A 20,614-nucleotide genomic window follows, 5' to 3' on the forward strand; every position below is an offset into this window, starting at 1 on the left:
GATTTAGGCATACTGATAGCCTTTTTGTTCTAAAATTTCTTTTATATCGCGTACTATTTTTATGGCACTAAAACTACTTGATAACAAAATAGATTACAAAAATTATCTTGAACATCTAGTATCACTACTTTTGTAGATGTTGAGCTTATATCAATACCGATGAAATACATAAATTTATGTCTATAAAAATATAATTTCTATAACTAAGAACTTTAGAGAAATGTTATCTATTTGTAGCTTTTTTAAATAAAATCTAAAATTTTACTTCAACCCAAAGACTTTTATATTAAAAGTAGTATGGATTTTATCCTTTTCGCCTTTCATGACGATAGGAAATTCGGTCTTTACGATACTGTCATAGCTGCTAAGCGCATCTAAAAAGTCATAAAATTTTTGCGGTGTCCTTAGAGAGCTAGTTACATTTAGGCGAAATCTGAAAAATTTCTCACTAGCGTTATTATCACTTTCTTCTATTTTACTAAGGCTTACTTCACTGAAAAATTTAGAGGCAAATTCTATAAATTTATCTTTATCAAATTTAGTATCAAAAGCTGAAATGATAGCCCCATCTTTTTGTTTAGTTGCTTCAAGGGCTTTAAATTTGGCTTCAAATTCATTTTTTACTTTTGCATAAGATGAGGTTTGTGAATAATTTTGTCTAGTTAGGCTTTTAAATTCTTTTATATTTGGCACGATAAAACCAAATATCATAATGAAGCAAACTATAATAAAAGCAAATATAAAAAGTAAAAGCTTGACGGGATCTATTTTTTCTAAGCTCGTATCTTTTTTACTCATTATATCCCTCAGAATTATCAATTTTATTTGTACTTATAAAGCCATACCAGCCGTTTTTACTTTGATAAAAGCTAGTATTAGAAGTCGTAAAAATAGATCTTAAAGGTGAAGCTAGAAGCTGATTAAATACATCTTTTGTCGGCGTTATACCACGAATGATGAGTGAGTTTTTATCCATAAAAACCTCTTCAAGCGTTATGCTGTCAGGCACTAGATCAAAAAGATTGTGCAAGCTTTGCTTGAGAATAGAATTTGACGTGAAAATATCATTTGCAGATTCTATTTGTACAGCTAGTTTAGCCGAAATTTCATCTGTTGTGACTATTTTTTGACTAAGTTCTTTTTGCTCATTTGATAAAAAATTTATATTTTTTTCAATTGAATAATTTTTATAAAGTATAAAGAAATTTGTTGCCAAAAGAGCTACAAACACAAAGCTTATAAGGCTTAGCCAAATTTTGCTAAAGATAGATATAAGTGGTCTTGGTTCTGGAGCAATAAAGCTAAATCTCATAATATTATCTCTTCTTGCATGATTTCATTCATAATATGATTTGTATTCACTGGATACACTGAAGTCTCCACTAAAAGCTCGGATTGCAGATATTGTAAAAAGGTTGCACTTGTTTTTGTATTTTCAAAAACAATGATTTGTTCAATAAAATCACCGCCGTATAGAGGATTTTCGTAAAATTCTTTTACAGCCTTTACGATGTAATCAAACATCTTCATGTCATACCCAAAAATAGCAACCGATTTTTCTACATTTGTAGAAACTGGCATATTTAGTTCATAATTTAGATCTTCAAATTCTTTTGGCTTATCATCACTTAAAAAATCATCTAAACTTTTAAAATCATCAAGCGATGTTGCGTCATTTTCTTCTTTAATGATTAAGTTGTCAATATCTGTTATATCTTCTTCTTTTAGGCTTTCAGCTTCCTGGTTGGTTTCCTCAATGCCAGACATATTTAAAAAAGTGGATAATTTCATTTGTTTATCTTTAAATATCGCAAGTGTAAATGAATGTGCATGGATATAAAGATAAAGTGTAGTTTTTGGAGAAATTCCGCGTTTTAAAAGCTCGTGAAAGAGTAGGGAGATAGGTGAGTAGATGAGATCTACACTATCTTGTCCAAATAAATTTTTATATTTTTTTATAGCATTTAAATTTGCATAAATACTCCAGCTATCCTGCATGATAAGGCTTGTAAGATTTTTAGTATTTATATTAAATTTTTTGTATTCGTCAAAGCTAACACTAGGAAGCGCGCCTTGCGAGTCGTCGTTAAAAAAAACTGAAACATATACACCAAAATATGCTTTTTCTTGCTCTTCTATATATTTTATGATTTTTTCATCGATGCTATCAATATTTATGTCTGTAAATTTGGCATTTATGGTTTTTAAAAGTTTGCCATTTCTAAAGACCTGACCGAAGAATATGCACTCATTGCCCTCCAACACGACGCTTAAAAAAAGGTTAGAAAAAAGCTTTTTGACGCTAAAAGACATAAATCTCCTAAAATTAGTGCATAATTTTCGTTATGGTAGCTAAAAAGGGATTAAATAAGTTTAAAACAGCTCGTTTTTAAGCTTAACGAAAATCTCTTTTGTATTTAAAGCTTCATTTTTTAGCTCACTATCAAGTAAGGCTGAGTTTTTAAGGTCGTCAAAATCCTCTATCATCACATCACACATCATTTTGATGCGCTCATTATCAACCTTGCTGACGCTACTTTGGCTCATTTTTTTGATACGCTCAAGATACTCTTTGCCATTTTTTATGTATGAGCTAAATTTGATAGCAGCCTTGCTTTGATTTAGTACGGTGTTTGCCATTTTGTTATAAATATCTATATCAAGGGCTTTTTGGCTTAAAATTAGAGCTTTTTCGTACTCTTTGCTTTCATAATAAAATTTCGCTTCAAGCGCGAGCTTGTATGAGTTGTCGCTGTAAAAAAATAGACCAAATAAAGTGACTATAAAAATGGCTATAAAGATAGAAAATTTATTTTTCATAAATTTCATCCAAAATTTCTTTTATCTCGTCGCTGATTTGTGGATTTTTATGCGCGTACTTTTTCCACCAAATTTTTAAATTTGACCTAAAATCCTCTTGGTTTTGCTCCACACTCTTACCGCCGTCATTTTGTGAGGCTTGCCAAAGTTCGTTTTGTATCTTTTCTTTGGCTGCTTTTTGCCCTAAATTTGCCACATTAAAAGGAGCTGAGAGGCTAAAATTTATAGTTGAAAATGGCTTTGGAAGTATCATCTTATCCCAGCTTTTAAACTCCCAAAATGAGCTTGCTTCAAAATTTAAAGCATAAATCTCACAAGATGACTTTTGCGCGATCACCGCAGCTCCGTCTGCCACGCTGTGTCTTGGTCCGCGTGGGCCGTCTGGCGTGATGATGACGTCGTGACCCTGCTTTATCTCTCTTAAAGCTTCTATTAGCGCTCTTGCGCCGCCTTTTGAGCTGCTACCTCTAATGGTACCGATGCCAAAAAATTTGATTATTCTAGTGATGAGCTCACCATCTTTGTGGTCACTGATTATCACTTTACCTTGTTTTCTATTTTGTCTGCTCCACCAGTGTCTATAAGCAAAGCTCATAAAGCTAAGGCGCCCGTGCCAAAAGACGACGACGCAGCCATTTTGTGGTAAGAAATTTGGAGTGTAGCTTTTTTTGCAGGTTAGAAAAATGAGCCACATCAAAATGTAGATGAAAAAGATGCCAACGTTTAAGGCGACTTTTTCAAATGTGTTTTTAAATTTGTAGCTCGCCATACAAAACCATTCGTTTTGGATTTGTGATTTTTACTTTTTGAGTAGTGCCAAGAAGCTCTTCACTACCATCAACTTGAACCAAAAAGTTGTTAAAACTTCGTCCAGCAACGCCGCCGTTTGCTCTTAGCTCTTCAAAATATACATCAAAAATTTTATCTTTTTGTGCCGCCACGATCTCGTCTAAAATTTCGTTATGGCGATTTTGTAGGCGAGTAAGCCTTGCTGAAGCCGTTTTGTCATCTATTTGATTTGTAAAAGTAGCTGCCTTTGTAAGCGGACGAGGAGAATACTTAAAGCTAAAAATTTGCTCAAATCTAACTTGCTCAAGCACGTCCATCGTATCTTCAAATTCACTATCGCTCTCGCCTGGAAATGCGACGATAATGTCAGTTGAGATGCTAACATCTGGGCACATCTTTCTAAGTCTTAATGCACGGTCTAAAAACCACTCTTTTGTGTATCCGCGCTTCATCTCGCGTAAAACTTTGGTATTTCCGCTTTGAAGTGGCATGTGCATTGATTTACAAATTTTTGGATTATTAGTGAAAATTTCAAGAAATTTATCATCCATGTGAAGTGGGTGCGGACTTGTAAATCTTATCCTCTCAACGCCCTCTATCTCGCTTATCTTTACTAGCAGGTCGCTAAAATCGATATTTTCTTGCATGCCTGAAAATCTTTTGCCGTAGTTATTGACATTTTGCCCTAGTAAAAATATCTCTTTTGCGCCGGTACTTGCAGCTTTTTCTACCTCTTTTAAGATGAGGCTTGAAGGGATAGAAATTTCATCGCCTCTGGTGTGTGGGACGATGCAGTAGGTGCATTTTTTATCGCAGCCGATCGAGATGTTTATGTGGCTTTTATATGGTGAGCCTCTAAACTCGCCAAATGCGTATTCGCTCTCGTCGTGGTTGATGTCGGTTGAGATAAATTTAGGCGTATTTACCGCCTTTGTGATCTTGCTAACATTTCTAGCGCCAAGGACAAAATCAACATAAGGTGCGCGCTTAAAAATTTCGCTACCCAAATGGCTTGCAGTGCAGCCACAAACGCCTATTTTAGCCCCTCTTTTTTTAGCTTTTTCAAAGGCTCCGACCTCGCTAAAGAGCTTATGAACTGGCTTTTCACGAACCGAGCAAGTATTTATAAGGATTAAATCAGCTTCATCTATGTTTTGTGTTAAGGAGTAGTCTTCTTTTTGTGAGAGCTCGGCTATGATATGCTCGCTGTCACGAACATTCATAGCACAGCCTAAAGTTTGGATAAAGAGTTTTTTACTCATTAAAGTATATGCACTTCATACATGTAGTCGCTATCATCAAGTCCGTATTTTACGGTTCTGTGATAAACGCTTAGCCCTTTTTCTTCAAAATGCTCGACTAAGGCGATTAGTTGTTTGTGTGTGTTTTCTTTATCAAAATAAAAAATTTTCTGACCCTCTTTTTCGACAGCTGCCTCTATTTTTTCTAGTGAAATCGTTTTTGGTTTTGCGTCTAATTCGGCTCTTGCAAGTTTTAGCTCCATTTTTAATCCTTTCAAAATCTTAAATTTTAATCGGTCAATATATCCAAAACATCATAAAAAAAGGATTAAATAAAAGTTAATAATAAGCTTAAAGTTATTAAAAGTATGGCTTATGTATAATTTCAAAACTTCACGAAAAATCCCCGAAATTTATCGTTACAATGGAGAAAAAATGGAAAGAATTTCAGATATCATCGAGTCAATTGCAAATGAAAAAAATTTAGAGATAGAAGATGTAAAAGAGCGCGTTATAAGAGCCTTGATAAATACTGCAAAAAGAGTTTATGGCGAAAATTATGAGTATGACGTGAGCATCGATGCAAATAAAAATTTAAAGCTTTATCAAAAAATTTCAATCGTAGCAAACGACGATGAGAGGCTTGAAGAGGATAATGAGCACTTTTTAAGCTTAAAAGAGGCTAAAAAGATAGACAGTGGCGTAGAGATCGGAGATGAGCTCACTTACGAGCTAAGCCTTGATAACCTTGGCAGAACCGCAGCTCAAACGCTTCACAAGGAGCTTGAGTATCACATCCAGCGCCTAGTTGAAGAGAAAATTTTACAAAAATATAATGAGATGAGCGGCCACATGGTTTTTGGCCCAGTTGTTAGAGTTGACAATGACGAAAATACATTTATTGAAATTGACGAGCTTCGCGCTGTTTTACCACGTAAAAACCGTATAAAAGGCGAAAAATTTAAAGTGGGAGACGTCGTAAAAGCTGTTATTCGAAAAGTCTTTACAGATAAAAATTTAGGCATAAAAGTAGAACTCTCAAGAACTTCACCAAAATTTCTTGAAGCACTGCTGACTTCTGAAGTGCCTGAGATAAAAGATGGTGGCATCATCATTCAAGGAAGTGCGAGAATTCCTGGTGAAAGAGCTAAAGTAGCGCTCATCTCAACCACTCCAAACATCGATCCAGTCGGCGCAACCGTCGGCACAAAGGGTGTTAGGATAAATGCTGTAAGTAAAGAGCTTCACGGTGAGAGCATCGATGCGATCGAATACACCACAGAGCCAGCGATCTTGGTGGCTCGCGCTATGGCGCCTGCGATCATTACATCTGTAAAGATCGAAAAAAATAAGGCAATTGTAACATTAGCGAGCGAACAAAAGAGCAAGGCGATCGGCAAAAACGGCATAAATATCCGCCTAGCAAGCATGCTAACTGGCTATGAGATTGAGCTAAATGAGCTTGGCTCAAAAACTAGTAGTAATGCAGAAAATAATGAGCCAATCAAAGACTTAAAAGCACTTTTTGGTGATAACTAGTGAAATTTCAAATAAGAAAAGCGGCTAGAGCTGATATAGATGTAATTTGCGAGCTTGTAAGAGAGCTTGCTAGCTATGAGAATTTGAGCGATCAAGTCACTTTTACAAATGAAATTTTTGCAGACTCTATATTTGATAAAAACTACGCAAAAGCCCTTCTCTGCGAGAGTGAGGGCAGAGTGATAGGATATGCTATCTATTTTTACACATTTTCTACATTTTTGGGGCTTGGTGGGATCTATCTTGAGGACATTTACGTCAAAAAAGAGTTTAGAAATCAAGGTATCGGCAAGGCATTTTTTAAATTTTTAGCTCAAATTTGCAAGGATGAAAATTTAAAAAGGCTTGAGTGGTGCTGCCTAAACTGGAATGAGCCAAGTATTAAATTTTATGAAAGCATGGGTGCTAAAAATCAATCTCTTGAATGGAGAAACTACCGCTTGGACGGCGAAAATTTAGAAAAACTTTTAAATGTATAGTTCGTTTTTAAATAAAAAGCTCAAATTTACTCTTAAATTTGAGCTTGTGAGCGATTAAAATTTATATGTATATCCCAAATAAAGACCTACATTTGTCTCTTTTATTTTTGCATTATCATATTTTGCTATAGAGCTATATTTAGTTCTATCAGCTTTTACGCCAAACTCAACTGCATTATTTTTGTTGATAGAGTATTCAGCACCAATTCTTGCACCTAGTATCCAGCCATTTGTATTTGCTTTTTCCGAGCCGTCATGAATATCAAATACATCCATTTTGAGCTTTGTGTAGCCAGTGTAGCCACCAAGAACTAGTTTTAGATCTTTTGCTACGCTTGGAGTATAGTCGGCTCCAACTATAAATTTATGTGTTTTCCATTTTATTATTGTGCCATCTTCGTCGCCAAGTGACTTTTTGGCTTGAAAGTCGTAAATATAAGCTCCATAAACTCTAGCTACGTCAAAGTCATAACCAGCTTTTATGCCAAGACCAGGTTGAGCTTTTTTGACTTTAGTTGTGTCATTGTCGCTTTTTGCTTTCATGTTTGATCCAAAAGAGTAATCTCCTTCAACTCCAACAAACGCTCCTTGCGCTAAAGCAGCGGCACTAGCTAGGCTTAAGCCTAAAGCAACTTTTAAAACTACATTTTTCATTTTTACTCCTTATTTAAAAAATGTTACGCGGCTATTTTAAATTTTCTTATATTAAATAAAGTTTAAATATTCAATGAAATTAATAAAGAACATAAAATAATTCAATTGTTTTCTTATCAGAATAAAATTTATAAAATCACTCAAAAAGAAGGAGTGTAAAGTGGCTAAGATGACAAAACGTGATATGGCTTATCATTTAGACGTTGATGTCGCAACGCTTTACAACTGGCGAAAACACAAGCCAAACCTTTATCGTATCGTGATGCTTGGATTTAAATTTGATGAGCTTATTGAGCAGAGCAAAAAGACTTACGATGAACTTTGTGAATATGAAAATTTGATCAATCAAGACATAGAAAAATTTAGTAAATAATCGTTTAAAAATTGTAACCTCTTATAATTGTAAGTTTAAAATTTCTAAGATATTTTTGGCTAGAAAAGCTAGAAGTTATTTATTTCATAGTGAAGAAATTTGAGCTTAAAGCAAGCGCTTCAAGCTCAAATAAATTTACTCGTTAAGGATTGAGAGAAGCTCTTTGTTGTCTTTCGTTTTTAACATTTTTGCATACAAGAATTTAAGCGCTTCGACGTCGTCCATTGTAGCGATCGCAGAGCGAATAGCCCAAATTTTTTGAAGCTCATCAGGCTTTTGAAGTAGCTCTTCTTTTCTAGTGCCTGATTTTAGCACGTTGATAGCTGGGTAAATTCTGCGGTCTGAGATATTGCGGTCAAGTACGATTTCGCTGTTACCAGTGCCTTTAAACTCTTCAAATATCACTTCATCCATGCGTGAGCCAGTGTCGATTAGAGCGGTTGCTATGATGGTTAGAGAGCCGCCATGCTCGATATTTCTAGCTGCACCAAAGAAGCGTTTTGGCTTATGAAGTGCGTTTGCGTCTACACCGCCTGTTAGTACCTTGCCGCTTGGTGGAGTCACTGTGTTGTAGGCACGTGCTAGACGTGTTATACTATCAAGTAAGATGATGACATCTTTACCCATCTCACTAGACGTTTTGCCTTTTCGATGACTAGCTCTGCCACGCGGACGTGATTAAGCGCTGGCAGGTCAAATGTCGAGCTAAATACCTCGCCTTTTACGCAGCGCTGCATATCGGTAACTTCTTCTGGTCTCTCATCGACTAGAAGCACCATTAGCTGGGCTTCTGGGTGATTTTTAGCGATGCCGTGAGCTAGCTCTTTCATAAGCTCAGTTTTACCACTTCTTGGAGGTGCGACGATGAGGCCACGCTGACCTTTACCGATAGGCGTGAAAAGATCAAGCACACGGCCCGTTAGCTTCATTGGATCATATTCTAAATTTAGCTTTTCAGTTGGGAAAAGTGGGGTTAGGTTGTCAAATAACGGCCTCTCTTTTGCATCTGCTAGAGGCATATAATTTACCGCTTCGATCTTTAAAAGAGCGTAGTATTTTTCCTGATCTTTTGGCTCTCTTACTTGGCCTGTGATGATGTCGCCCACACGAAGTGCAAATTTACGAATTTGTGAGTTTGAAACGTAGGCGTCGTTTGAGCTGTCGCTTAAATTTGCATCAACAGCCCTTAAAAAGCCGTAGCCCTCATTTGTGATCTCTAAAATTCCAGTAAATAGTATAAAGCCGCCTTGTTTTGTCTGGGTTTTTAGTATCTCAAATATCAAATCCTGCCTGCGAAATTCGCGTGGATTTTCGACACCGACGCTATTTGCAATCTGTACTAGCTCATCTAAGCTAAGCGTTCTTAGCTCTTCGATCTTGTGTCCATCTACTGGTATGTGTGTTCTTGATGCTTGATGTTTTTTTGTAGTTTTTGTGTTTTGAGCAGCACTTTGCTCGGTTTGGTTATTTTCCATATTTCCTCTTTAAATGCGGGGATAATTTTGCAGAATTTCTAGGTTTCAAAAAGAAGTTTTTGAAAGTTTTGGCATTTTATAAAAATAAAACTTTGTTGTCAAGAAATGGTATAAAATAAAATTTTTGCTCAAAAATGGTTGATTTGCTATAATCTCGCCATTTTATAACGATAACAAAAGAAGAAATTTGTGCCTATTTTTGTAGTTTGCCTACCATAAATTTATATGGTGCGTAGTAGGCATGTGATGCAATAATATTAGTAAAAATTTTAGATAAAAGAAAGTAAAAATGCCACAAAGTAGATGTGCTCATTGTAGATTAAAATTTGATGAAAGCGTGATGATCTCAAATGAAAGCGGACTTAAATTTTGCTGTGCTGGCTGCAAAGGCGTTTATGAAATTTTAAATGAAAATGGGCTTAGTGAGTTTTATGAACGTCTTGGTAAAAATACACTTACACCGGCAAGCAACGGTGCAAATATCAAAAATTTAGCGACAAATTTTAGTGAGCTTGTGACAAAAGAGGGCGACTTTAGTCAAATTTCATTTTTAATTGATGGCATCACTTGCTCAGCTTGCATCTGGCTACTTGAAAAGGCACTTTTTAGCTTGCCTGGCGTCTTGGAGGTAAATATTAACTCGCTTAATCAAAAAGCAGTTATTGTCTTTGATGAGCAAGAGCTTTTGGTAGAGCAAATAATTGAAAAAATTTATGCCGTTGGTTATGTCCCAAAGCCTTATGCTACGAGTCAAAAAGAGGACGAACTAGCTAAGAAAAGAAGAAATTTTTACACAAAAGCGCTAGTTGGTATCTTTGCTACGATGAATATTATGTGGCTAGCTATTGCTCAGTATAGTGGGTATTTTAGTGGCATAAGAGGCGATATAAAAGATATTTTAAGCTTTGCGCAGTTTGTATTAGCAACGCCTGTACTTTTTTATACTGGTAGTGAGTTTTTCAAAGGAGCAAAGATAGCCATAAAAAACGCTTCGCCAAATATGGACCTGCTTGTTATCACGGGAGCTAGCATAACATACATCTACTCCATTTTTGCGATGTTTACGAGGAGTGGCGAGAGCTATTTTGACTCGGTTGCGATGATTATCACCTTTGTTTTTATTGGTAAATTTTTAGAAATTTTGGGTAAGAAAAAGGCGCTTGAGACTTCAAATTTCTTAAATGATATGCTGCTTGCAAAGGTGTGCGTTTTAGAAGATGGCAAGGATGTTTTAAAAGAGCCAAGAGATGTAAATTTGGGCGAAAAGATCGTGCTTAGATCAGGCGAGAGGGCGCTGATTGATGGGGTGGTGCTTAGCGGCGAGGCAAGCGTGGATAGCTCAAGTCTAACGGGAGAGAGCCTGCCTGTGACCTTGGAAGTGGGACAAGAGGTAAAAAGTGGCGTCATTTGTCAAAATGGACAAATCATCTACGAGGCAAAGGAAATTTTTAAAAATTCTTATCTAAACCAGCTCATAAATTTACTCCAAAACGCAGAGCTAAAAAAGCCAAATATCGAGCTAGCAGTCAATAAAATCGCTTCTAAATTCTCTCTTAGCGTGCTGACGTTAGCATTTTTTACATTTTGGTTTTGGTACTTTAAATTTGGCTTTTCAGAAGCTATCGTCACGGCTGTCAGAGTCATCGTGATCGCTTGCCCTTGTGCGCTTGCTCTTGCCACGCCAGTTAGCAGTGTTTGCGCCCTTGGTGTGGCTTTTAAAAATAGAGTGCTTTTTAAGGAGGCTAAATTTTTTGAAAGCCTTGCAAAGTGCGATGTGGCGGTATTTGACAAGACTGGTACACTCACAAAGGCAGAATTTGAAGTTAGTGATTTTTTCATAAAAGAAAACATAAGTTAGATGAAATTTATTCACTGGCTCTTATATCAAATCATCAAATAAGCGTGGCAGTGGCTAAATTTCTAAAGCAAAAAGGCGCAAGAAAAATAGAGCTTAAAAATACAAATTTAAGCGTGGCTAAGGGTGTTGAGGCTGAAATTTCAGGTAAAAAATTTTATGCAGGAAGCAAACGATTTTTAGTTGAAAATGGTATCAGCTTTGATGAAGCTGAAGAAATGTGAGCTTTTTTGTGGGGCTTAATGGTGAGTTAGTGGCGAAATTTTACCTAAAAGATAGTGTAAAGCCCGAGGCAAAGACCTTGATAGACGAGCTAAAGAGTGCTGGCATGAAAGTGTGTATCTTAAGTGGCGATGTGCAAAAAGTGGTAAAAAACGTGGCAGATGAGCTTGGCGTGAGTGGGTTTAGAGCAGAGATGTTGCCTGAAACGAAAGCTAAATTTATAAGCAAACTAAAAGAGCAGGGCAAAAAGGTGCTAATGGTAGGGGACGGCATAAACGACGCAGCAGCGCTTAGCCTTGCTCATGTTGCCATTTGCATGGGAAGTGGGGCGGCAATAAGCTTAGAAAGAAGCGATGTAGTGCTACTTGATGATAGTTTAAAAAGTCTAGCAAAGGCCATAAAAATCTCAAAATTTACTTACAAAACGATAAAACAAAATTTGCTCTTTTGTCTTCTTTATAATGTTCTTGCTCTACCATTTGCTGTATGTGGCTATGTCATACCGCTATTTGCTGCGCTTTTTATGTCGCTTAGCTCGCTAAGTGTTATCTTAAACTCGCTTTGTATTGTTAGAAAATTTAAGGAAAAATAATGGATAGCACGACACTTGCGATGCTAGTTTTTATCTCAGTTTTGATGGGGGCATTTTTACTTTTTGGCGTGCTTTGGGGGATAAAAAATAAGCAATTTGAGGACTACCGAAAATTTTTAGACGGAGCAAATTTGGACGATGAAGATGCACTAAATGAAGCTTATGAGCTAGAGCTTCGCAAAAAAGAAGCTCTAAAAAAGAGCAAAATCTAATAAAGATAAAATTTAGCTCTCAATCGTTGGCTCGCCAAAAAGTCTATTGGCCTCTTTTAGAGCCCCTTGTTCTCTTTGCCTTTGAAGCTCTTCTGGCGTTTTTGGCTCTTTATTTAGCATCAAAGCAAAGTTATTTTTTTCGTTTTGAAGCTCGCTTTTTATCTCGGTTTTTGGCTCATTTTTAGTTTCAATGTTATTTGCATTTAATCTTGAAATTTCCTCGTCAAGCTCGTCTAATTCGCTTTTTTCATTATTTTCTAAAGAGGCTTTAGGCGTCTTGGTTTGCGCCTTTTGCTCATCGCTCTTTGCATTTACTATCTTCGCATTTTGTCCAAAAAGCGTACGCAATATCTCGTTTAAGATTTTCCAATTTTTCTTAAAATATTCAAGATTTTCATCTTTTGCATTTACTATCAGTCCAAGCTCATTGTTATTAAAGAAGCTAAATTCTACAAATTCTTTAAAAAACTCGCCAAGATCGTAATTTCTATCATAAATTTTTGTTAAGAAGAGTTCGTATGGACCTTGCATCTTGGCAGGAGCTACTTGGCTTTTTTGAGTGCTGACTTCTGTGATTTGAGTGGAATTTTCGTTATTTTTTGAGATCACTTCATTTATAGCATCATCGATATCTTGTAAATTTAGCGCTTCTATCATCATAAAAAGCATTAGCATTAGCACAAAGCCATTGTCGCTACTTACATTTAGCATACCTTTAGCTTGTGCCAAAATCCTAAAAAATCTCTCATAAACAAGTAGTGAAATTTTTGAGTCGTTTTCTATAAATTTTTGCTTTAAATTTGCCAAAATTTCATCTATTATCATCTCAGGATCATAGCTTTCAAGTTCGCTTACGAGCACTCTAATGGCATTTTTATCGTGATTTAAAACATGAGTTATTATCTCTTCGATCTTTTCTGGATCAAGAAGCCCTAACATCGATGCTACGCCATTTGCCGTGACATTATTTGCCCCGTAAATTATAGCTTGATCAAGAAGTGTCAAAGTATCTCTTAGCGATCCTCCGCCACTTCTTGCTAAAATTTCAAGCGCCTCTTTTTCGTAGCTAATGCCTTCTTTGCTTAAAATAAACTCAAGATGTTTAATGATGCTGTATCTGCTTATTTGCTTAAACCTAAAATGCTGCGTTCTTGAAAGCACCGTTGTTGGGAGTTTTAATGGATCAGTCGTCGCTAGAATAAATTTTACATAGCTTGGTGGCTCTTCAAGCGTTTTTAAAAGAGCATTAAATGCCTCTTTGGTTAGCATATGCACTTCATCGATTATAAAAATTTTATATCTTGCCATTGCTGGAGCATATTTTGTTTGCTCTATTAGCTCTCTTATGTCATCTATCTTTCTGTGGCTAGCTGCGTCCATTTCGATGATGTCCATATGCCTTGACTCATTTGCCATTATGCATTGTGGGCATACTTCACATGGTTTTGAGGTAGGTCCTTTTTCGCACACTAAAGCTTTTGAAAATATCCTGGCACTTGAAGTTTTACCACTTCCTCTAAGTCCTGAAAATAGATATGCATGGCTTATGCGACCTTCATCAAGTGCGTGTATCAGACTTTTACTAACGGCTTCTTGACCGATAAGTTCGTCAAAATTTCTAGGGCGATATTTTAAAGCTAGTGCTTGCAACTGCTTTCCTTTTGCAATTTTTTATTTGCCGATTTTATAAAAAAAGGTATAAATTTATGATTATTTATATCCTTAAATTGGGTTAAAATTTTTATATTTTTAGATTGCATTTAGTTAAATTTTAGATAATTGGTAATTTAAAAAGGATGAAAATGTCTGCATTTTGGAGTGGATTTTTTACTAGTTTATCTTTGATATTGGCTATTGGTGCGCAAAATGCATTTGTTTTGAAGCAGGGTATAAAAAAGGAGCATGTCTTTGTAGTTTGCTTAATATGCGCGCTTTGTGATGCTTTGCTTATATTTGCTGGAGTTTTTGGTTTTGCACAAGTGATACAAAAATTTGAGCTTGTTAGGCAAGTAGCTATATATGGCGGCTTTATCTTTTTATTTATGTATGGTCTAAAGAGTTTGTATGCCGCATTTAGAAATTCTCAAAGCCTTCGTCCAAGTGTACAACACGAGTCAAAATTTAGTAAAATAGTGCTTTTAACGCTTGCTTTTACTTGGTTAAATCCTCACGTCTATCTTGATACAATGCTTTTAATAGGATCTGTTTCAACAAAATTTGGTGGTGAAAACATAACTTTTGGTATCGGTGCTAGTTTCGCATCGTTAGTATTTTTCTTTTCTTTGGGATATGGCGCTAGAGTCTTAGCACCAATTTTTGCCAAAGAAATTTCATGGAAAATTTTAGAAATTTTTGTTGGAATTGTTATGTTGGTGATAGCTTTTAGTTTACTATTTGTCAAAGTATAAGGATAAAATACATAAAATTTTATGTTAAATATTTTGTATTTTTGTATGTATTGTGTTTTGTATAAAAAGCCTTGGCATGTGTGCCAAGGCAAAATTTTAGATTAGCAAGAGAAACAAGTTTTAAACTCATAAGCGGTTGGACGTGCTTCATAAGGCCAAACCTGAGTTTCAAATTTCACGTGCTGATATGTGTCGATGAAATCATCAGACATTATTGGTTTTAGATATTCGTTATCGCGAATTAGTGCTTCTAAGCTACCGCGAAGTGTGTGTGGTAGCTGTTCGATACCACGCTCTCTGATCTCATCAAGATGAAGTTTAAATAAATTTTCATCCATCGGACCAACTGGCTCGTATTTGTGTTTAACGCCGTCAAGCCCCGCCATTAGCATTGCTGAAAAGGCTAGATAAGGGTTTGCTGTACTATCAGGAAATCTCATCTCAGCTCTTACTGAGTTTTCGCCTGCACCATAAGGTATACGTATGCTAGCTGAGCGGTTTTGGCTAGAGTATGTCAGGATAGACGGTGCTTCAAAGCCTGGAATTAGACGTTTATAGCTGTTTGTGCTAGGGTTTGTAAAAGCTGCGACACTTCTTGCGTGTTTTAAAACTCCGCCGATGTAGTACCTCGCAAAGTCGCTTAAATTCGCATATCCGCCCTCTTTATAAAATAAATTTTTGCCATCTTTCCAAACTGACTGGTGCACGTGCATGCCGCTGCCGTTGTCGCCATAGAGCGGTTTTGGCATAAATGTAACAGTTTTGCCGTTTAAATGAGCTACCATGCGAACTACATATTTATAAATTTGGACATTATCGGCAGCTTCAACTAGATTACCAAATTTTACACCGATCTCACCTTGTCCTTGGGCAACTTCATGGTGTCCTAGGAATACTTCAAGTCCAACTTGCTCTAGAACTTGCATCATTTCAGCTCTTAGATCTACCATGCTATCAATTGGTTGAGTCATCAAGTAGCCGCCTTTTCTGCGTGGACGGTGACCTGTGTTGTAGCTGTCTTTGAAGTCTGCAGCGTCGTTCCACTCGCCTTCTTCGCTATCTACTTGATACATCGCGCAGTTTGGGCTATCAATGATTTTGACGTTATCAAATACAAAAAATTCATTCTCAGGACCAAAATATGCCTCATCACCAAGCCCACTGTCTTTTACATATTGCATTGCTCTTTTGGCAATTGAGCGAGGGCATTTTTCATAAATTTGACCTTTGTATATGTCAAAAATGTCGCAAAAAACGACTATTGTGATATCTGAGGTAAATGGGTCTAAAAAGGCAGTAGTAGCTTCTGGTTTCATTAGCATATCGCTTTTATCTATCGGCTGCCAGCCATGCATAGAGCTAGCATCCATCGGTATGCCGTGTGTAAAATGATCTTTTGTAACTGCTTTTATATTGTAGCTTATGCTGTGCCATGCACCGCCTAAGTCAGTAAATCTAAAATCTACAAATTTGACTTCATTTTCTTTACAAAAATCAAAAAAATGATCTACGCTTTGGACAAATTTTCCCATTCTTTTCTCCTTCTGGTTTTTAATTTTCGTATTCTATCATAAAACCTAATATTTAAGATTAAATTTATATTTTATTTGAACCCAATCTAAAATTTTACTAATTCTCTATCTCTATTTTTAAAAATAGCACATTTTGAATAACCTAAATCTCTAGCTATTTGCTCGCAAATTTCACCATTTTTACCGATATCTTCTTTTGTGTGAGCGTCTGAGCCAAAGGTGATGGTTATATCTTTTTCGGCTATTAGTTCAAGTAAATTTACGCTTGGATATTGCTCGCCGATAGGTTTTCTAAAGCCAGCGGCATTTATCTCAACAACTAAATCTGCTTCTTTTATCGCATTTACTGCATTTTTAGCCAAAATTCTAACATCCTTTTTTGGCAAAAATTTAAAAAGTTTTAAAAGATCGATATGTCCCATAATGTCAAATTTGCCAAGCTTAGCCGATCTTTCTACGTGATCAAAATACTCTTGCCAAATTTGATCCAAGTCTTTGCCCTTGTAGCCACCGATAAATTCTGGATTATCAAATGCCCAGCCATTAAAAAAATGCACAGAGCCTATTAGATAATCGACCTTCCTACTAAAAACTCGCTCGTCCATAAAACCATCTAAAAAATCCATCTCATAGCCAAGCAAAATTTCTATCTCACCGCTAAATTCATCTCTTAAACGTAAAATTTTATCTTCATAGCCTTGCATTTCATCAAAGCTCATTCTGTAAGCTTCATCGTAGTTCATTGGGGCGTGATCGCTAAAACCAAAGTATTTTGTGCCAGCTTTTATTGCGTTTTGTACATACTCTCTTGGCTTGCCAACTGCGTGCTTGCAAAGTGGCGTATGGTTGTGAAGATCGACGGTCATTTTATGCCTTTTAAGATCGTTTATTTTTAAAAATGCTATCTAAAAATTTATAAATTTAAAGATAAAGGCATTGCCTTTAAACTTACTTTTTATTTAAATCCTATATAATCAAGCCAAATTTTATTAGGAGCTTTTATGACCCAAGAGGAACTTGACGCACTTATGGCAGGTGGGCTAGATGATGAGTTAGATGATGCTAAAGAAGATGCTGGCCAAGAGGTTGCGGACGTCAAAGAGGATACGGACGAGGTAACAGAAGTTGCAGAAGCAATCGATACTAAAGATGAGCCACAGTCAAAATCAGAAAGTAATTCAAAGAATGCGGAAAACTACAGAGTAAGTGCAGATGGTGTTTGGCCACCACCACCGCCAACGGAAGATCACAAAATGGTTCATCAGCTTGACGATGTAACAAGAGATAGCGAAGAAAAAGCTACTCAGATGTTTGACAAGCTTGAGACGATAAATAACTTTTTTATGGACGCTGAGAGTGACTCAAATAGCCTAAAAGATGCGATAAACTCAAACATCGAGCTATTTACGACGCTAAGCCAGAAATTTCCAAATATTGCCGCATTTAGCGAAGCTTTGGAGAAAAACAACGCACTTCTTGGTACGATTGATAACATCATCGGAAATTTACAAATGGGACAAGATGAGATCATGATGGCTATGGATATGATGCAGTATCAAGACATTCATAGACAAAAGATCGAGCGTGTTATCAATGTTATGAGAGCACTTAGCAAATATATGAATACCTTGTTTGAAGGTAAAATCGACGATGAAAAACGTGTGGGATCTGCTGTTCACATCGCAGGAGATACAACGACTGAAAACCTTGTTAGCAACGATGATATCGAAGCTTTAATAGAAAGCCTGGGTAAAAAATAGTGCTAAAAAGGCCTGAGCTTTTATCTCCAGCTGGAAATTTAACAAAACTTAAAATAGCCCTTGAATACGGGCTGACGCCGTTTATGGCTCGGTGGCTAGCTTTTCGCTAAGGACTAGATCGGCGAGAGAATTTAACCTTGAAACGTTTAAAGAGGCGATAGACTACACACATGCAAAGGGAAAGAAATTTTATGCGACCATAAATGCTTTTCCTTTTAATTCGCAGATCGAGCCACTAAAACGCCATTTAGAGACTATCTCGGCTATGAAGCCAGATGCCTTTATTATCGCAACTCCAGGAGTCATGAGTCTAGCAAAAGCTATTGCCCCTGATATCGAGATACATCTCTCAACTCAGGCAAACGTTATGAATGTGCTTGATGCAAAAATTTATCACGACATGGGCGCAAAACGTATCGTCGTAGCACGTGAGATGAACTTAAAAGATGTTATAAAAATAAAAGAAGAAATTCCAACTCTTGATATTGAAATTTTTGTACATGGCTCGATGTGCTTTGCCTACTCTGGCAGGTGCTTAGTAAGCTCAGTGCAAAGCGGACGTATGTCAAATCGCGGTAGCTGCGCAAATGATTGTAGATTTAAGTATGAACTTTACGCTAAAAACGAAGAGAGTGGTGTGCTTTTCCGCTTAGAAGAGGACGAAAACGGCACTCACATCATGAACTCAAAGGATCTTTGCCTCATCTCGCACATCAAAGAGATCGTTGATAGTGGCGTAATAGATAGCCTAAAAATAGAAGGTCGCACAAAGAGCGAGTACTACGCAGCTTGCACAGCAAGAGCCTATAAAATGGCGATAGATGATGCCATGGACGATAAATTTAACGCACAAATTTATGAGAATGAGATAAATACACTAAAAAATCGTGGCTTTACGGATGGATATTTGGTGCATAGGCCTTATGAGCGAACCGATACACAAAATCATGTTAGTAGCCTAGAAGAGGGCACACATCAGGTAAATGCAATAAGCGAAGATGGCAAGTTTTTTAAGTGCAAATATAAAATTTTTCCAGGCAATAGCTACGAGATCGTGGCGCCTATTGGATCAGTTATAGAAGATAGTGAAAATGAAATCTCAAAGGTTTATTCACAAGATGGTAAGAAATTTATCAAATTTAAACAGCTCATCACCAAAAAAGGCAAGGTCATGAGCGAAATTCACAGCGGCAATGAAAATGAGATAAGCCTTGGTGTCAAGCTACCAAAATTTAGCTTTTTGAGGGAGAAAATATGAAATTTGTTTCTATTATAATGGGAAGTAAGAGTGACTATGATATCGTTAGCGAGGCGGCAAAAACTCTTGAAAAATTTGGTGTAAAATATGAACTAATAATCAGCTCAGCTCACAGAAGTCCAAAAAGAACAAGCGAGTACGTCGCAAATGCTGAGAAAAAGGGTGCAAAAGTCTTTATCGCAGCTGCAGGTATGGCAGCTCACTTAGCTGGAGCGATCGCTGCAAACACAACAAAACCAGTGATCGGCATACCAATGGCCGGCTCAGCTTTAAGCGGCGTTGACGCACTTTACTCAACGGTACAAATGCCAAGTGGTATGCCAGTGGCAACTCTAGCTATCGGCAAGGCTGGTGCTATAAATGCAGCTTATTTGGCGGTGCAAATTTTAGCTCTTGAAGATGAGGGGCTAGCAAGTGCTCTAAAAGCCGATAGAGAGGCAAAGATAAAGGCCTTAGAGGAAGACTCTTCAAAGGTTGAAGTGATACTGTAAAAAGGAGAAGCGGTGCAGACCTATCTTGGAGTTGATGAATTTTGCAAACTTGTGCACTTGGAGCGTGAAGTTATCGAAGATATGATAAATCGTGACGTTTTGAAAACCAAAGAGGAAAATGGAGAAATTTTGATAGAAGCGAGCGAGGGAACGATGAGCGTTGTGCCTAGTGTTTCGCAAAATTTATCTATGCAACCGCAAGGCCAAGATGGTATCAGCTTTGTTGAAAAGACGATTGGAACGATATTAAATTTACACGAAAAGGTGCTTGACGCAAAGGATGAGACGCTTGAAACCCTAAGAAATGAGAATAAATTTTTAAAAGAGGCACTAATCTCGATGCAAGAGCTCTATGACGAAGATAGAAAAACGGTAGAAACTCTTACAAAACAGCTTAAAATTTCACAAGATGAAGTTGAATTTCTAAAACGAAAATACAAGCTCATGTGGAACCAAGCGGTTGAAAATTTTAATGGGCAAAAGTAGTTTATGAAGATTATAAATTTAGAGGATAGCTTTGAAATTTACGGAGTAAAAACTCGCACTAAAAATGAAGATGAGATAGGCGGCAAGGGTAAAATTCCAGCTTTATGGTCTAAATTTATGAGTGAGCACTACGATGGCAAGAGTGAAATTTATAGCGTTTACTGCAACTATGAAAGCGATCTGAATGGACATTACGATAACTTCATCGGCACAAGATTAAGCCACAAAAGTGATAAAATTTTAGAGATAAAAAGTGGCAAATATGCCGTTTTTAGTTTTGCAAGAGAGCCACAAAACATAGCAAAATTTTGGGGTGAAATTTGGAAATATTTTGAAAGTAGTGAGCTAAAAAGAGCCTATGAAACAGACTTTGAGCTTTACGGCAGCGACGAGATAAAAATTTTTATATCTATTTTAGGTTAGGAAAA

At 36.7% G+C, this 20,614-nt stretch carries 20 protein-coding genes and 3 pseudogenes; 11 read left to right on the plus strand and 12 right to left on the minus strand.

Annotation, left to right across the window (positions count from 1 at the left end; translation table 11 throughout):
* Window positions 1-261 precede the first annotated feature (261 nt).
* From A3835_04750 to A3835_04780, 7 genes are read right to left on the minus strand one after another with little or no spacing between them, the layout of a single operon-like run.
* Entirely contained in the window at window positions 262-798 is a 537-nt protein-coding gene (locus A3835_04750) for a hypothetical protein (protein ORI07810.1), read from the minus strand.
* On the minus strand, window positions 791-1,312 hold the full coding sequence (locus A3835_04755) for a hypothetical protein (protein ORI07811.1): 522 nt from the start codon (window positions 1,310-1,312) through the stop codon (window positions 791-793). Before A3835_04755 ends, A3835_04750 begins: the two co-directional genes overlap by 8 nt.
* A complete protein-coding gene (locus A3835_04760) occupies window positions 1,309-2,313 on the minus strand; it encodes a hypothetical protein (GenBank protein ORI07812.1) in 1,005 nt (334 codons plus the stop codon). Before A3835_04760 ends, A3835_04755 begins: the two co-directional genes overlap by 4 nt.
* Window positions 2,314-2,373: 60 nt before the next feature.
* Entirely contained in the window at window positions 2,374-2,820 is a 447-nt protein-coding gene (locus A3835_04765; protein ORI07988.1) for a hypothetical protein, read from the minus strand.
* Window positions 2,810-3,589 carry a hypothetical protein gene (locus A3835_04770; protein ID ORI07813.1) on the minus strand — a complete coding sequence of 260 codons (780 nt, stop codon included), beginning with the start codon at window positions 3,587-3,589 and terminating at the stop codon, window positions 2,810-2,812. The genes A3835_04765 and A3835_04770 overlap by 11 nt, the downstream gene beginning before the upstream one ends.
* A complete protein-coding gene (locus tag A3835_04775) occupies window positions 3,570-4,871 on the minus strand; it encodes a tRNA-2-methylthio-N(6)-dimethylallyladenosine synthase MiaB (GenBank protein ID ORI07814.1) in 1,302 nt (433 codons plus the stop codon). The genes A3835_04770 and A3835_04775 overlap by 20 nt, the downstream gene beginning before the upstream one ends.
* Window positions 4,871-5,113: a hypothetical protein gene (locus A3835_04780; GenBank protein ORI07815.1), complete on the minus strand. Its 243-nt coding sequence runs from the start codon at window positions 5,111-5,113 to the stop codon at window positions 4,871-4,873. The genes A3835_04775 and A3835_04780 overlap by 1 nt, the downstream gene beginning before the upstream one ends.
* A 172-nt stretch (window positions 5,114-5,285) precedes the next feature.
* On the opposite strand from A3835_04780, the gene nusA reads away from it, so the two are divergent.
* Entirely contained in the window at window positions 5,286-6,389 is a 1,104-nt protein-coding gene (gene nusA / locus A3835_04785) for a transcription elongation factor NusA (protein ID ORI07816.1), read from the plus strand.
* Entirely contained in the window at window positions 6,389-6,868 is a 480-nt protein-coding gene (locus A3835_04790) for a diadenosine tetraphosphatase (GenBank protein ID ORI07817.1), read from the plus strand. The genes nusA and A3835_04790 overlap by 1 nt, the downstream gene beginning before the upstream one ends.
* Before the next feature lie 54 nt (window positions 6,869-6,922).
* Here A3835_04790 and A3835_04795 read toward each other — a convergent pair whose 3' ends face one another.
* On the minus strand, window positions 6,923-7,522 hold the full coding sequence (locus A3835_04795) for a hypothetical protein (GenBank protein ID ORI07818.1): 600 nt from the start codon (window positions 7,520-7,522) through the stop codon (window positions 6,923-6,925).
* A 160-nt stretch (window positions 7,523-7,682) separates the two neighbouring features.
* On the opposite strand from A3835_04795, the gene A3835_04800 reads away from it, so the two are divergent.
* Window positions 7,683-7,895 carry a transcriptional regulator gene (locus tag A3835_04800; protein ORI07819.1) on the plus strand — a complete coding sequence of 71 codons (213 nt, stop codon included), beginning with the start codon at window positions 7,683-7,685 and terminating at the stop codon, window positions 7,893-7,895.
* A 135-nt stretch (window positions 7,896-8,030) separates the two neighbouring features.
* On the opposite strand, the pseudogene A3835_04805 reads toward A3835_04800, so the two are convergent.
* Window positions 8,031-9,370 (minus strand): annotated as a pseudogene (locus A3835_04805) (transcription termination factor Rho).
* A gap of 289 nt (window positions 9,371-9,659) precedes the next feature.
* Here A3835_04805 and A3835_04810 point away from each other — a divergent pair.
* A pseudogene (locus tag A3835_04810) lies at window positions 9,660-12,039 on the plus strand (metal-transporting ATPase).
* Window positions 12,039-12,251, plus strand: coding sequence for a cytochrome C oxidase subunit II (locus A3835_04815; GenBank protein ID ORI07820.1), 213 nt, complete (start codon window positions 12,039-12,041; stop codon window positions 12,249-12,251). Before A3835_04810 ends, A3835_04815 begins: the two are co-directional and overlap by 1 nt.
* A 12-nt stretch (window positions 12,252-12,263) precedes the next feature.
* On the opposite strand, the gene A3835_04820 is transcribed toward A3835_04815, so the two are convergent.
* A complete protein-coding gene (locus tag A3835_04820; GenBank protein ORI07821.1) occupies window positions 12,264-13,901 on the minus strand; it encodes a DNA polymerase III subunit gamma/tau in 1,638 nt (545 codons plus the stop codon).
* A 152-nt stretch (window positions 13,902-14,053) separates the two neighbouring features.
* Here A3835_04820 and A3835_04825 point away from each other — a divergent pair, with 152 nt between their 5' ends.
* On the plus strand, window positions 14,054-14,659 hold the full coding sequence (locus tag A3835_04825; GenBank protein ID ORI07822.1) for a hypothetical protein: 606 nt from the start codon (window positions 14,054-14,056) through the stop codon (window positions 14,657-14,659).
* A gap of 101 nt (window positions 14,660-14,760) precedes the next feature.
* Here the strand turns inward: A3835_04825 and A3835_04830 are convergent, their stop codons facing one another.
* The gene (locus A3835_04830) at window positions 14,761-16,191 is read right to left on the minus strand and encodes a type I glutamate--ammonia ligase (protein ID ORI07823.1); all 1,431 of its coding nucleotides are present in this window, start codon (window positions 16,189-16,191) and stop codon (window positions 14,761-14,763) included.
* Between the two features lie 86 nt (window positions 16,192-16,277).
* Entirely contained in the window at window positions 16,278-17,057 is a 780-nt protein-coding gene (locus A3835_04835; GenBank protein ID ORI07824.1) for a histidinol phosphate phosphatase, read from the minus strand.
* Between the two features lie 135 nt (window positions 17,058-17,192).
* Between A3835_04835 and A3835_04840 the strand changes: the two genes are divergently transcribed.
* The 5 genes and pseudogenes from A3835_04840 to A3835_04860 all read left to right on the plus strand — a co-directional run bounded on the left by A3835_04840 (window position 17,193) and on the right by A3835_04860 (window position 20,609).
* Window positions 17,193-17,951 (plus strand): chemotaxis protein, encoded by a 759-nt coding sequence (locus A3835_04840; protein ID ORI07825.1) that lies wholly within the window; start codon window positions 17,193-17,195, stop codon window positions 17,949-17,951.
* A pseudogene (locus A3835_04845) lies at window positions 17,951-19,209 on the plus strand (protease). Before A3835_04840 ends, A3835_04845 begins: the two are co-directional and overlap by 1 nt.
* Window positions 19,206-19,700 (plus strand): 5-(carboxyamino)imidazole ribonucleotide mutase, encoded by a 495-nt coding sequence (locus A3835_04850; GenBank protein ID ORI07826.1) that lies wholly within the window; start codon window positions 19,206-19,208, stop codon window positions 19,698-19,700. Before A3835_04845 ends, A3835_04850 begins: the two are co-directional and overlap by 4 nt.
* A gap of 12 nt (window positions 19,701-19,712) precedes the next feature.
* Window positions 19,713-20,186, plus strand: coding sequence for a hypothetical protein (locus A3835_04855; protein ORI07827.1), 474 nt, complete (start codon window positions 19,713-19,715; stop codon window positions 20,184-20,186).
* A gap of 3 nt (window positions 20,187-20,189) precedes the next feature.
* Window positions 20,190-20,609, plus strand: a complete 420-nt coding sequence (locus A3835_04860) for an AraC family transcriptional regulator (GenBank protein ID ORI07828.1) — start codon at window positions 20,190-20,192, stop codon at window positions 20,607-20,609.
* The last annotated feature ends 5 nt before the right edge of the window (window positions 20,610-20,614 follow it).

This window comes from Campylobacter concisus, assembly GCA_002092835.1.
GTDB classification, from domain to species: Bacteria; Campylobacterota; Campylobacteria; order Campylobacterales; family Campylobacteraceae; genus Campylobacter_A; species Campylobacter_A concisus_K.